This is a genomic window from Pseudodesulfovibrio sp., assembly GCF_028692895.1.
Classification (GTDB): domain Bacteria; phylum Desulfobacterota; class Desulfovibrionia; order Desulfovibrionales; family Desulfovibrionaceae; genus Pseudodesulfovibrio.
In genome coordinates this window covers 1-12,338 of sequence record NZ_JAQUWN010000065.1, presented here as the reverse complement: position 1 = coordinate 12,338, position 12,338 = coordinate 1, and the positions used below count along the sequence as shown (strand labels likewise).

The window sequence follows — 12,338 nt, the reverse complement described above, 5'->3', positions numbered from 1 at the left end:
AGGATGTCGCTGGTGTTGACCTGGGCGCGGGGCCGGGCCTTCACCTTGGCCTTCTTGACGCCCATGATGCCGAAGATGCCGGTGGAGCCGCCGCCCAGGATCTCGATCTCCAGGCGGTCCCGTTGCAGGTTGAAGTAGTCGCAGGCGCTTCCGATGGCTTCGTCCAGATCCTTGCCCTGGAATTCCTTGAAGTCACTCATGGTTCTTTCCTTGTATCTGCCGGGAAGTCGGGGCCCCCGGAGGCATGGTTAATCGTTTTTCGCCGCCTTGGCCTTGGCTTTACGCGCGATCATGAACTGCTGGCCGATGGACAGGATGTTGTTGAGCAGCCAGTAGACGACCAGGCCGGACGGGAACTGCAGGAACATGAAGGTGAAGATGAGCGGCATGGCCATCATGATCTTCCGCTGTGTCGGATCGCCGGCCGTGGGGGTCATCTTCTGCTGCAGGAACATGGTCGCACCCATGACGATGGGCGTGATGTAATACGGGTCCTTGGCGGAGAGGTCGGCCAGCCAGGGCAGGTCCGTGAACGGCAGGTGGGGGATGAACGGCGCGTGCCGCAGCTCCACCGCGCCCAGAAGCGCCTTGTACAGGCCGAAGAAGACGGGAATCTGCACGATCATGGGCAGGCAGCCGCCCATGGGGTTGACCTTGTACGTCTTGTACAGGGCCATGGTCTCCTGGTTGAGCCGCTGCTTGTCGTCCCCATACTTCTCGCGAAGCTTCTGGACCATGGGCTGCAGCTTCTTCATCTGCTCCATGGAGCCGTAGCTCTTCTGGGACAGCGGCCAGAACAGGAGCTTGATGATGATGGTCAGGAGGATGATGGCGACGCCGTAGTTGTGCACGTAGCCGTAGAAGAAGTTCATGGCGATGAGCAGCGGCTTGGCCAGAAAGTCGAACCAGCCGAAGTTGACGGCCTCGTCGAGATTGTTCGGCATGCTGGCGAGCATCTGCCGGTCCGTGGGGCCGAGGAAGTAGGAGGCCTTGAAGGACTTGGTCACGTTGGGAATGAAAGTCGCCTCGCGGGTGACGGCCATGCGGAAGATGTCGTCCTGGAACCCGGCGGACAGGGAGGAATCCTCGCTGTCGGGCACGATGGCGAAAAGGAAGTAGTTGGACTCGATGGCCCCCCACTTCAGCCCGCCGGAGGTGGACAGCCCCTTCTCCTTGAGGTCGTCGCGGTTGGACTCCTCGTTGCGGCCCTCCTTGTTCAGGTAGGCCACCTTGGTCGGGTTGTAGCGGTCGTCCGCGGCGGACATGGACTTGGCCGCGGCCGTGAAGGCGATGGAGCCCTCGACGCCGGTCTTGTTCAAGTTGGTGACCCCGGTGTTTTCCTCGATGAGGTATGTGTCGGGGTGGAAGGTCAGGACGCGCTCGATGCGGAAGCCATGCACCTGGCCGGTGAAGGTCAGGGACTTGGTGCCGTCCTGCCCGGTCAGGGTCAGGTTCGAGCCGTGGAAGGCCCAGTCGCCGTACTTCCAGGTGTGAACCTGGTCGTCGCCGCCCCGGGAGAGGAACAGGCCGAGCGGGCCCTTGGCGAAGGCCTTCTCGCCGACGAGGTCCACGTTCGGGGAATCCTGGGCGATGGTGTCCTTGTACTGCTTGAGAACGAATTTTTCGAGGATGCCGCCCTGCGAATTGAAGACGGCGGTGTAGAGCGGGGTGTCCACGGTGACCTGGACCCCCTGGGTGGGCGCGAATTCGGGAACGGCGGGAGCCTCGGCGGCCTGTCCCCCCGTCGCCTGCTCGGAAAGCGTGGCGGCCTGTTTTTCCGCCTGGGCGGCCTGACGGGCCATTTCCGCCTTCTGCTCGGCCGTGGGAGCGTTGAGGTACTGCCATCCGAAGATGACCAGGGCGCTCAGGGCCAGGGCAATGACTAGGCGGAGTTTCTCCTTCTTGTCCATGAACTGATTCTCGCTTTGGATTGTGGGGATGGCCAGACGGCCGGGACGGGGTCATAGCCCCCGCGGCACAGAGGTTGGCAACGAAGGAGACGCCAAAGCGTTAAAAGGCCGCCCTTGAAGGCTCCGTGCGTCTGGATCGCTTCCACGGCGTACTCGGAGCACGAGGGAACGAACCTGCACGCCGGAGGCAACAGGGGGGAGATGAGTTTTTGGTACAACCAAATGAGCGCCAGCAGGACCTTGCGCATCATTTCCTCTCTATGAGGCCGCCGCTCCCGCCCGAAGGCGGCTCATAAGCGGGGTGAACTCTTCTGTGGCGAGGGCGAGAGTAAGCTGCTTGGCCTCAAGGTTCCGCTTCGGAACGACGACGACATCCAGAGGCAAGTCAACGTCGAATTGATGCAGCCTGAAGTACTCGCGCACCACCCGTTTAATGCGGTTGCGCGCCACTGCGTTGCCCATCTTTCGGCTCACGGTGAGGCCCAGGCGGAAACCGTCCGGGCCTTGGTCCCTGCGCAGGACAAAGAAAATGAAGCTTCGGGTGAAGTGCTTCCTGCCCTGCTCGTAACACGCCGTGAACTCCGGGCTTTTCAGCAGCCGGCGCTCCTTGCCCCAACCTAGACGGTTAATCTCTTGCGCCCCTTGGCGCGACGGCTGCGAAGCACGGCGCGGCCGTTCTTGGTGCGGGAGCGCACCAGGAAGCCATGGGTTCTCTTGCGGCGGCACTTGCTGGGCTGATACGTACGTTTCATATCGGTATATCTCCTGAGAGTAGAATTTCACGAGTGGTTACGTCGAACGGAAGCATATAACCGGAGCGCAACCGGCCGTCAAGCCAAAATCATGCCGGTTTCGGGGTGCTCCGCCCCGTCCCGCCGGGTTTCGCGCCGGGGGGAAATCTGCTACACCATCCCTGGCCCGAGGGCGGGAATCCCCCTGCCCGGCCGGTCCAACCGCAACCGCCAACCCGTGGAGGCGCCATGGAAAAGCCTGTCGACAACTACTGGGAACTCAACCTTCGCGACCTGGAGCAACGCCTGGCCAGAAACGGCTTCACCGTCCACCGGGCGGATTCACCGGCTCATGCCGGGGAGGTGGTCATAAACGAGATTCTGCCCGCACTCAAGCCAAAAACGGTCTCCTGGGGCGGTTCAGCCACCCTGGCCGCCTCCGGCCTGCGCGAACGCCTGCTCGCCTCGCCCGACTACGAGGTCCTGGACACATGGGACCAGTCCCTGTCCGCCGGGGAGAAATACGAGTTGCGCCGCCACTCCCTGCTGGTGGACTGTTTTTTCTGCTCCTCCAACGCCGTGACCATGGAGGGCCACCTGGTCAACCTGGACATGACCGGCAACCGCACCGGGGCCCTCTCCTTCGGCCCGAGGAACGTGGTCGTCCTGCTCTCGCGCAACAAGCTTGTGCCGGACCTCGGCCGGGCCATGGATCGCATCAAGGAATACGTGGCCCCGGTCAACGCCATGCGCCTGAACAAGAAGACGCCCTGCGCCAAGACCGGCTACTGCATGGACTGCGACTCGCCCGACCGCATCTGCAACACCTGGACGATCACCGAGAAGTCCTACCCCAAGGGCCGCATCGTCATCGTGCTCATCAACCAGGACGCCGGGTTCTAGGCGGCTTCGGCGGCCCGGCCCTCCCCCGGGCCGGACGCCGGGTATATTATAATGAAGCGAAGGGTGTGCATAAGATGTTCGTAACCGTGTTCCAAACCTCGCCGGACCTGTTCCAAACCGGGCCGGACCTGTTCCAAACCGGGCCGGAACGGTTCCAAAACCTGTTCGCAAGCTGTGCCGAGTTTGGAACATCCCGCCGGAGGACGCGGTGAGCAAGCGCCATCTTTCCGCCGGGCGGGCCTACCGCGAGGCCGTGCGTCCCCAGGAGGGCGAGGTCCGCTTCCAGGTGGCCGTGGAGCAGAGCGACCTGCTGGTGGTGGCCGAGCGCGACCTGCACACCGAGATCGCGGCCTTCGTGGCGCAGGTGCGCGGCGAGATCAAGAACTGGATTCTCTTCCACCCCGAGTTCGCGGCCTCCCTGGAGCCTGTGGCCGTGCCCGGCGACGCGCCCGAGGCGGTGCGCGCCATGGCCGACGCGGCCGCGCGCTGCGGGGTCGGACCCATGGCAGCCGTGGCCGGGGCAGTGGCCCAGGCCGTGGGCGACCGTTTCGCCGCCATGAGCCCGAACATCCTGGTGGAAAACGGCGGCGACACCTACCTGCGCTCCACCCGCGAGCGCGTGGTCGCCCTGCTCGCCGAGCCGGACTCCGGGGCCGTGCTCGGCCTGCGCATCGAGGCGAACGCCTTCCCGGTCTCCATCTGCGCCTCCAGCGCCACCATCGGTCATTCCCTCTCCCTCGGCCGGGGCGACCTGGTGGCCGTGCGCGCGCCCGACGCCCGGCTGGCCGACGCCGCCGCCACCGCCCTGTGCAACCTCCTGCGCGACAAGAACGACGTCAACCGCGTCCTGGACCGGGCCAAGGTCCTGGCCGAACACGGCCTGACCGGCGTCTTCGCCCAGGTGGACGACACCCTGGCCGCCTGGGGCGACGTCGAACTGGTCGCCCTGGACTAAGTCCGGGCCGCTCCCCTTCCCCTCCCGAATCCCGACGCCCGGCGACGCAACATGGCCGCCGCCCGGCTCCGCGCACCGACCCGCCAGAGATAATTCATATTGAATTCCGGGATATTAGCTTTTTCCAAAAATAAATCCCGACAATGAGGATTGTACTGGGATCGCATACGGTGATATTTGTATTCGACATTTGATATGCCGGAGGCAAAGCATGATTTTCGCACATTCGCTGGAGGGGGCCCCGCAGACGGACTGGCAACCGCTGGAGGACCACCTCGCGGCGGTGGCCGAGCGGTCCGGACGGGCCGCCGCCGCGTTCGGGGCGGAGCCCTGGGGCCGGATGCTCGGGCTGGCGCACGACATCGGGAAAAGCAATCCGGACTTCCAGCGGCGACTGACCGGCGAGAACCGGGGCCATGCCGACCACAAGGGCATCGGCGCGCGGCTGCTGGCCGAGCTGGGCACGGGCTTCGGCCGCATTGGCGCTTACTGCGTGGCCGGGCACCACGGCGGCCTGCCGGATTATTCGAACACCGAAAACGGGCGCTCCCTGACCCGGGTCCTGGCGGACGCCAAGCCCCTGCCGGACGGCGCGGCGAATCCCCTCGCCGGGTCGCGCTCCCCCGAGCTGCCATTCGTCCCGAACGACCCGTTCCAGCTCTCCTTTTTCACGCGCATGCTCTTCTCCGCCCTGGTGGACGCGGACTTCCTGGACACCGAGGCGTTCATGGAGCCGCAAAAAACCGCCTGGCGCGCGCCGGGGCCGCCCCTGGACCGGCTGGCCGCAGCCCTGGACGCCCGCCTTGCGGGATTCGAAAAAAACGGCCGGGTCAACGCGCTGCGCGCCGAAATCCTGGCCCATTGCCGGGAAAAGGCCGCCCTTGAACCGGGCCTCTTCACCCTGACCGTGCCCACGGGCGGCGGCAAGACCCTCTCCTCCATGGCCTTCGCCCTGGACCACGCCCGCCGCCACGGCCTGCGGCGCGTGATCCAGGTCATTCCCTACACGTCCATCATCGAGCAGAACGCGCAGGTCCTCCGCGACGTCTTTCGGGACCATCCCGGCGCGGTCATCGAGCACCACAGCACCTTCGACCCGCGCAAGGCCTTCGGGGAGGAGGACAACGCCGCCGAGTCCGCCGAGGCCCGCCGCCACCGGCTGGCCTGCGAGAACTGGGACGCGCCGGTCATCGTCACCACCAACGTCCAGTTCTTCGAGTCCCTGTTCGCGGCCGCCACGTCGCGCTGCCGCAAGCTGCACAACCTGGCCGGTTCGGTCATCGTCCTGGACGAGGCCCAGATGCTGCCCGTGGCGTTCCTGGACCCGTGCCTGCGCGCCCTGGAGGAGCTGGCGGCCCACTACGGGTGCAGCGTGGTCCTGTGCACGGCCACCCAGCCCGCCCTGCGCCGCGAGGACTTTGCCGCCGCCCGGCGCAAGGGGGACGGCCACGGCCTGGCCGGGCTGACCCCGGAGCGGGAGCTGGCCCCGGCCCCGGACCGGCTGCACGCGGCCTTCCGGCGCACCGAGCTGCGCGACCTGGGCGAGCTGGCCCTGGACGAGGTGGCGGGCCTGGTGCGCGAGCGGGAACAGGTCCTGTGCATCGTCAACACGCGCGCCCGCGCGGCCGAGCTGTTCGGGCAGGTCGCGGACGAGCCCGGCGCGCGCCACCTGAGCGCGCTGATGTGCCCGGCCCACCGCTCGGCCCGGCTGGCGGAAATCCGGGGGATGCTGAAAAACGGCGAGCCGTGCCGGGTCGTCTCCACCCAACTCGTCGAAGCGGGTGTCGACGTCTCTTTCCCCGAGGTGATCCGCGAGATGGCCGGGCTGGACGCCATCGTCCAGGCCGCCGGGCGGTGCAACCGGGAGGGCGAGCGCGAGGACCTGGCTCCGGTGTCGGTGTTCTTTCCGGCCGAGGGGCTGGGCCGGACCTTTGCGGCCCAGGCCGAACATGCGGCGGCCGTGCTGCGCGGTCCGGAGGGGGAGGACCCTTTTTCGCCGGAGGCGATCCGCCGCTATTTCCGCCTGCACTACTGGCTCCAGCCTTCCCTGGACCACAAGGACGTGCTGCGCGACCTGGGCAGCCGTGCGGGGGAGTGGCATTTCCGCGAGGCCGCCCGCAAGTTCCGGCTCATCGACAGCCCCATGGCGCCGGTGATCGTCCCCTGGGACGGCCGGGCGGCGGAGCAGGTGGAGCGGCTGCGCTACGCCGAGCATCCGGGCGGCCCGCTGCGCGAACTCCAGCACTACACGGTGCAGGTCTACGACCCGCAGTTGCGCGCCCTGGACGACGCCGGAGCCATCGAATGGGTGGCCGACACCTACGCCGTGCTCTGCCGCATGGAGCACTACGACGACCGCCTCGGCCTGACCGTGCCGGGGGAGTGGAAGGCGGAGGATTTTCAAATTTAGGAAACACAACAAGGAGGTGACAGTTGTGTCAGGCATAAAACTCAGGGTCTGGGGCGATTACGCCTGTTTCACCCGGCCGGAGATGAAGGTGGAGCGCGTCAGCTACGACGTGATGACGCCTTCGGCGGCACGGGGGATTCTGGAGGCCATCTACTGGAAACCGTCGATCCGCTGGGTGATCGAGCGCATCCACGTCATGAAGCCCATCCGCTTCGACAACGTCCGCCGCAACGAGGTGGCGGCCAAGGTGCCCGTGGGCAGCGTCAAGACCGCCATGAAGGGCGGGGACGAGCCGCTGCGGCTCTTCATCGAGGACAGCCGCCAGCAGCGCGCCGCCCTGATCCTGCGCGACGTGGAGTACGTCATCGAGGCGACCTTCGCCTACACGTCTCCCGATGACCGCAACGACGGCAAGCACCTGGACATGTTCAACCGGCGCGCGGCCAAGGGCCAGTGCTTCCACCGGCCCTACCTGGGCTGCCGCGAGTTCGCCGCGTTCTTCGAACCCGTGGAGGGCGCGATCCCGGCCTCGTCCCTGGCGGACGAGCCCCCGCGCGACCTCGGCTGGATGCTCTACGACATCGACTACGCGCGCGACATGGCCCCGGTCTTCTTCCGCCCGGCCCTGGAACGCGGCGTGGTCGAGGTCCAGGCGGCCCTCGGGCGGGAGGGCGCGGCGTCATGATCCTGCAAGCATTGAACGACTATTACGAACGGCTGCTGGCCGACCCCGACGCGGACGTGCCGGAGTTCGGCTTCGGCCTCCAGGCCGTGCACTTCGCCCTGGCGCTGGACCGCAAGGGCAACCTGGTCGGCCGTCCCCTGGACCTGCGCGACGAAAAGGGCCGCCCCCAGCGCATCGAGGTGCCGGGGCCGATGGTGCGCACGGTCGGCGTGGTCCCGAACTTCGCCTGGGACAACACCGGCTACGTGCTCGGCGCGGACGACAAGGGCAAGCCCGCGCGTACGGCCCAGTCCCACGCGGCCTTCAAGGCGCTGGCCGCCGCTGCGCTGGACGGCGTGGATGACGAAGGGGCCGCGGCCCTGCTCGCCTTCCTCGCCGACTGGGACCCGGCCCGGGCCCCGGAGCTGCCGGACTGGGACAAGGCGATCGGCCTGAACCTGGTCTTCACCCTCGACGGCGAGCCCGGCTACCTGCACGACCGCCCGGCCTTTCGCGACGCCTGGCTGCGCCATCTGGCGGAGAGTTCCGACGCCGAAAAGGGCATGTGCCTGGTCACCGGCGAGGTCGGGCCCATCCCGCCGACCCACGCCAAGATCAAGGGCGTGATCGGGGCCCAGACGTCCGGGGCCTCGCTGGTCTCCTTCAACTTCGACGCGGCCAAGTCCTTCGGCAAGGAGCAGAACCTGAACGCCCCGATCTCGGAGCGCGCGGCCTTCGCCTACGCCACGGCCCTGAACCACCTGCTGGCCCCGGAAAGCCCGCGCAAGCTGCGGGTGGGCGAGACCACGGTGCTCTTCTGGACCGACGCGCCGGGCCAGGCCGAGCCCCTCTTCAACCTGGCCATGGGCGGCAAACCGGCCGAGGACGAGGACCAGGCCCGCCGCCTGGAGGGCTACCTCGCGGCCGTGGCCCGGGGGAAATACCCCGAGGAGCTGGGGGACGCGAAGACGCCGTTTTACGTCCTCGGCCTGTCGCCCAACGCGGCGAGGCTCTCGGTGCGCTTCTGGCACGTAGGCACGGTGGGCGGCATGGCGGAGCGGCTGGGCAGACACTACCGGGCCCTGGCCCTGGAGCGCCGGTTCGACAGCGACCCCGAACACCCGACCCCGTGGCAACTGCTGCGCGACCTGGCGCCGCAGCGCGACTCCAGGAACCTGTCGCCGCTGCTCTTCGGCCAGTTCGTCCGGTCCATCGTCCAGGGGCTGCCCTATCCGCAGACCCTGCTTTCCGCCGCCCTCGGCCGCATCCGGGCCGACAAGGAAATCAACTACCTGCGGACCGCCGTCATCAAGGCGTTCCTGGTCCGCAACCACGACAACGAGGAGATCACCATGTCACTGAACAAGAACAACCGGGAGACCGGCTACCTGCTGGGCAGACTGTTCGCCACCCTGGAGCGGACCCAGCACGCGGCCCTGGGCAACGTCAACGCCTCGGTGCGCGACAAGTATTTCGCCTCGGCGGCGGCCACGCCCGGCCTGGTCTTTCCCATCCTCATACGGAACGCGCAGAACTGGCTCTCCAAGATCGCCAAGGACAAGGGCGGGCTCGCCCGATTCTACGACGGCATCATCACCGAAGTCGTCGGGAGCCTTGACGACGCCAAGGGCTACCCCGGAACCCTTCCCATCAGGGAACAGGGACTGTTCACTATCGGCTACTACCAGCAGATGCAGGATTTCTACACCAAAAAAGAAAAGAATACGGAGGATTAGACAATGACCGCCATCAATAATCGCTACGAGTTCGTCTACCTGTTCGACGTGGAGAACGGCAACCCCAACGGCGACCCGGACGCGGGCAACACCCCGCGCATCGACCCGGAAACCGGCTTCGGCCTGGTCACCGACGTCTGCCTCAAGCGCAAGGTCCGCAATTACGTGGACATCGTGAAGCAGGGCGCGGAGGGCTGCAACATCTACGTGGCCGAAAAGGGCGTGCTCTCCACCTCGCGCGAGCCCGCCTACAAGTCCGAGGAAGTCGCCAAGCTCAAGAAGAAGGACGAGCAGATCGCCGCCGCCCGCAAGTGGATGTGCGCCAACTTCTACGACGTGCGCACCTTCGGCGCGGTCATGTCCACCACCCTGAACAACTGCGGGCAGGTGCGCGGCCCGGTCCAGCTCACCTTCGCCCGGAGCATCGAGCCCATCGTCCCGGCCGAGGTCTCCATCACCCGCATGGCCGTGGAGACCGAGAAGGAGGCCGAGGCCCAGGGCGGCGACAACCGGACCATGGGCCGCAAGCACATCGTGCCCTATGGCCTGTACCGCGCCGAGGGGTTCGTCTCCGCCCACCTGGCCCAGGGCGACAAGGGCACCGGCTTCTCCGACGCCGACCTGGAGCTGTTCTGGCAGGCCCTGGCCAACATGTTCGACCATGACCACTCCGCCGCGCGCGGCAAGATGAGCGCTCGCGCCCTCTACGTCTTCAAGCACAAGGACGCCCTGGGCAACGCCCCGGCCCACAAGCTCTTCGCGGCCATCGACGTCACCCCCAAGGGCGAAGGCCCGGCCCGCTCCTTTGACGACTACGTGGTCAAGGTGGACAAGGCGGCCATTCCGGACTCCGTGACCCTGGAAGTAAAGTTCTAGGCCATGGACGACGGGACCCTGCCCCTTTCCGCGTTGCAGCACTATCTGTACTGCCCCCGGCAGTGCGCGCTCATCCACGTGGAAAAGGTCTGGGACGAGAATCGGTTCACCGCCGAAGGGCGGCTGCTGCACCTCCGCGCCGACGCCGGGGCTCCGGGTCGGCGCGGGGGCGTGGCCGAGGACCGGGCCGTGCCCCTGCGCAGCGAACGGCTCGGCCTCTTCGGCGTGGCCGACGTGGTGGAGACGCGCCCCGGCCCGGACGGGCGGGAAACGCCGTATCCCGTGGAATACAAGCGGGGCTCGCCCAAGCCCGAGGACTGGGACCGCGCCCAGCTCTGCGCCCAGGCCATGTGCCTGGAGGAGATGCTCGGCCGCCCCGTGCCCGAGGGGGCCATCTTCTACGGCAAGCCCCGCCGCCGGGAGCGGGTGGTCTTCGACGCGTCCCTGCGCGGCCTGGTGGAGCGGACCTGCGCCGCCATGCGGGCCATGATCGAGGGCGGCGAGATCCCCGAGGCCGTTCGCTCCCCGCGCTGCCGGGGGTGCTCGCTCGGAGACGCCTGCATGCCGGGCGTCTCCCGGCGGGTCGAAAGCTATCTGCTGAAAGGGCTTGAAGGATGAAGAAACTCCTGAACACCCTCTACGTCACGTCCCAGGGGACCTATCTCTCCAAGGACGGGGAATGTGTGGTGGTGCGCACCGAGGACGGGGAGAAGCGGCGGTTTCCGGCCCACGTGCTGGACGGGATCGTCTGCTTCGGCAACGTGCTGTGCAGCCCGTTCCTGCTCGGCCACTGCGCGGAAAGCGGGCTGTGCGTGTCCTTTCTGACCGAAAACGGCCGGTACCTGGCCGGGGTGAGCGGGCCGCAGAGCGGCAACGTGCTGCTCCGGCGCGCCCAGTATCGGAGCGCGGACGACGACGGCGCGTCCGCCGGAATCGCCCGGTCCATCCTCTCGGGCAAGGTGGCCAACTCGCGCGCGGTCCTGCGCCGCTGCCTGCGCGACCACGGCGGCCGGGTGGACGAGGCGCGGGTCCTGTCGGCCATCGCCATGCTGGACGACGCGGCCGCCCGGCTGCGCGGGCCGGTGCCCCTCGACGTGGCCCGTGGCATCGAGGGCCAGGCGGCCAACGCCTATTTCGGGGTCTTTGACGAGCTCATCCTGGCGGGCGCGCCGGAGTTCCGCTTTGCGGGCCGCAACCGCCGCCCGCCGCTGGACGCCGTCAACTGCCTGCTGTCATTCGTCTATACCCTGCTGACCCACGACATCCGCTCCGCGCTGGAGGGGGTGGGGCTCGACCCTCAGGTCGGTTTTCTCCACCGCGACCGGCCGGGCCGCCCAGGCCTCGCCCTGGACCTGATGGAGGAGTTCCGGTCGTTTCTGGCCGACCGCCTGGCTCTCTCGCTCATCAACCGGGGCGAGGTGGCGACGCGCGGCTTCGTGGCCAAGGAGAGCGGCGCGGTCTTCATGGACGACGACACGCGCAAGACCGTGCTCACCGCGTGGCAGAAGCGCAAGCAGGACGAGGTGCTGCACCCGTTTCTGAACGAACGCATCCCGCTGGGCATGGCCTTCCACGTCCAGGCGAGGCTCCTGGCCCGGGCCCTGCGCGGCGACCTGGACGGCTATCCGCCCTTCTTCTGGAAGTGAGTCATGCTGGTGCTGGTGACCTATGACGTGAGCATGGAGGACGCGACCGGTCCGCGCCGGCTCAGGCGCATCGCCAAGATTTGCGAGGGATTCGGCCAGCGGGTGCAGTATTCGGTGTTCGAATGCGTGGTCGATCCGGCCCAGTGGGCGCGGCTGCGCCACCGCCTGCTCGACGCCTACGACGAGGAGCGGGACAGTCTGCGCTTCTATTTCCTCGGCAGCAACTGGCAGCGGCGCATCGAGCACCACGGTGCGGGCGCCACCTATGATCCGGAGCGGGACGCGCTGATCCTGTGACCCGCGAACCCCAAGCTGTCGGCAAATCCCCGGAGGTTTCGCGGTGGCAGATTAATTTATAAATACGGCATGTTGCACGCAACACATCGTTTGCGATACATGCTACTGGTGCAAAAGGAAGCCGGTTCGCGGCCAACCGTTCCAGATCCCTTGGCCCGCCTGATTCCCCGCACCCACAGTCGCCCCCCTCACGGGGGCGTGGATTGAAAC

The 12,338-nt window shown here is 67.2% G+C and carries 14 protein-coding genes; 9 read left to right on the top strand and 5 right to left on the bottom strand.

Annotation, left to right across the window (positions count from 1 at the left end):
- The 5 genes from PHP91_RS13905 to rpmH all read right to left on the bottom strand — a co-directional run.
- Nucleotides 1–200 (bottom strand): Jag N-terminal domain-containing protein (locus tag PHP91_RS13905; RefSeq protein WP_300141864.1); only part of this gene is annotated, 200 nt, incomplete at its 3' end.
- 48 nt (nt 201–248) lie between these two features.
- The gene (yidC, locus tag PHP91_RS13900; protein ID WP_300141861.1) at nt 249–1,910 is read right to left on the bottom strand and encodes a membrane protein insertase YidC; all 1,662 of its coding nucleotides are present in this window, start codon (nt 1,908–1,910) and stop codon (nt 249–251) included.
- Nucleotides 1,883–2,158 carry a membrane protein insertion efficiency factor YidD gene (gene yidD / locus PHP91_RS13895; RefSeq protein ID WP_300141888.1) on the bottom strand — a complete coding sequence of 92 codons (276 nt, stop codon included), beginning with the start codon at nt 2,156–2,158 and terminating at the stop codon, nt 1,883–1,885. The genes yidC and yidD overlap by 28 nt, the downstream gene beginning before the upstream one ends.
- A 10-nt stretch (nt 2,159–2,168) precedes the next feature.
- Nucleotides 2,169–2,507 carry a ribonuclease P protein component gene (gene rnpA / locus PHP91_RS13890; protein WP_300141885.1) on the bottom strand — a complete coding sequence of 113 codons (339 nt, stop codon included), beginning with the start codon at nt 2,505–2,507 and terminating at the stop codon, nt 2,169–2,171.
- Nucleotides 2,508–2,527: 20 nt separating this feature from the next.
- Nucleotides 2,528–2,662, bottom strand: a complete 135-nt coding sequence (gene rpmH, locus PHP91_RS13885; protein ID WP_300141859.1) for a 50S ribosomal protein L34 — start codon at nt 2,660–2,662, stop codon at nt 2,528–2,530.
- Between the two features lie 228 nt (nt 2,663–2,890).
- Here rpmH and PHP91_RS13880 point away from each other — a divergent pair, with 228 nt between their 5' ends.
- The 9 genes from PHP91_RS13880 (at nt 2,891) to cas2 (ending at nt 12,128) form a co-directional block, all read left to right on the top strand.
- Nucleotides 2,891–3,544 carry a lactate utilization protein gene (locus tag PHP91_RS13880; RefSeq protein ID WP_300141856.1) on the top strand — a complete coding sequence of 218 codons (654 nt, stop codon included), beginning with the start codon at nt 2,891–2,893 and terminating at the stop codon, nt 3,542–3,544.
- 208 nt (nt 3,545–3,752) lie between these two features.
- Nucleotides 3,753–4,499 (top strand): UPF0280 family protein, encoded by a 747-nt coding sequence (locus PHP91_RS13875; protein WP_300141853.1) that lies wholly within the window; start codon nt 3,753–3,755, stop codon nt 4,497–4,499.
- Nucleotides 4,500–4,710: 211 nt separating this feature from the next.
- Complete coding sequence (cas3, locus tag PHP91_RS13870) at nt 4,711–6,909, top strand: CRISPR-associated helicase Cas3' (protein WP_300141850.1); 2,199 nt, start codon at nt 4,711–4,713, stop codon at nt 6,907–6,909.
- Between the two features lie 25 nt (nt 6,910–6,934).
- The gene (cas5c, locus tag PHP91_RS13865) at nt 6,935–7,594 is read left to right on the top strand and encodes a type I-C CRISPR-associated protein Cas5c (RefSeq protein WP_300141847.1); all 660 of its coding nucleotides are present in this window, start codon (nt 6,935–6,937) and stop codon (nt 7,592–7,594) included.
- Nucleotides 7,591–9,309, top strand: coding sequence for a type I-C CRISPR-associated protein Cas8c/Csd1 (cas8c, locus tag PHP91_RS13860; protein WP_300141844.1), 1,719 nt, complete (start codon nt 7,591–7,593; stop codon nt 9,307–9,309). Before cas5c ends, cas8c begins: the two co-directional genes overlap by 4 nt.
- Before the next feature lie 3 nt (nt 9,310–9,312).
- Nucleotides 9,313–10,185, top strand: a complete 873-nt coding sequence (cas7c, locus tag PHP91_RS13855) for a type I-C CRISPR-associated protein Cas7/Csd2 (RefSeq protein ID WP_300141841.1) — start codon at nt 9,313–9,315, stop codon at nt 10,183–10,185.
- 3 nt (nt 10,186–10,188) lie between these two features.
- Complete coding sequence (gene cas4 / locus PHP91_RS13850; protein ID WP_300141838.1) at nt 10,189–10,803, top strand: CRISPR-associated protein Cas4; 615 nt, start codon at nt 10,189–10,191, stop codon at nt 10,801–10,803.
- Nucleotides 10,800–11,831, top strand: coding sequence for a type I-C CRISPR-associated endonuclease Cas1c (cas1c, locus tag PHP91_RS13845; RefSeq protein WP_300141835.1), 1,032 nt, complete (start codon nt 10,800–10,802; stop codon nt 11,829–11,831). Before cas4 ends, cas1c begins: the two co-directional genes overlap by 4 nt.
- 3 nt (nt 11,832–11,834) lie before the next feature.
- Nucleotides 11,835–12,128, top strand: a complete 294-nt coding sequence (gene cas2 / locus PHP91_RS13840) for a CRISPR-associated endonuclease Cas2 (protein WP_300141833.1) — start codon at nt 11,835–11,837, stop codon at nt 12,126–12,128.
- Nucleotides 12,129–12,338 lie beyond the last annotated feature (210 nt).

Coding starts and splice junctions, on each gene's coding strand:
- yidC (WP_300141861.1), bottom strand. CDS start 1,910: ATGGACAAGAAGGAGAAACTCCGCCTAGTCATTGCCCTGGCCCTGAGC.
- yidD (WP_300141888.1), bottom strand. CDS start 2,158: ATGCGCAAGGTCCTGCTGGCGCTCATTTGGTTGTACCAAAAACTCATC.
- rpmH (WP_300141859.1), bottom strand. CDS start 2,662: ATGAAACGTACGTATCAGCCCAGCAAGTGCCGCCGCAAGAGAACCCAT.
- PHP91_RS13880 (WP_300141856.1), top strand. CDS start 2,891: ATGGAAAAGCCTGTCGACAACTACTGGGAACTCAACCTTCGCGACCTG.
- cas3 (WP_300141850.1), top strand. CDS start 4,711: ATGATTTTCGCACATTCGCTGGAGGGGGCCCCGCAGACGGACTGGCAA.
- cas8c (WP_300141844.1), top strand. CDS start 7,591: ATGATCCTGCAAGCATTGAACGACTATTACGAACGGCTGCTGGCCGAC.
- cas7c (WP_300141841.1), top strand. CDS start 9,313: ATGACCGCCATCAATAATCGCTACGAGTTCGTCTACCTGTTCGACGTG.
- cas4 (WP_300141838.1), top strand. CDS start 10,189: ATGGACGACGGGACCCTGCCCCTTTCCGCGTTGCAGCACTATCTGTAC.
- cas1c (WP_300141835.1), top strand. CDS start 10,800: ATGAAGAAACTCCTGAACACCCTCTACGTCACGTCCCAGGGGACCTAT.
- cas2 (WP_300141833.1), top strand. CDS start 11,835: ATGCTGGTGCTGGTGACCTATGACGTGAGCATGGAGGACGCGACCGGT.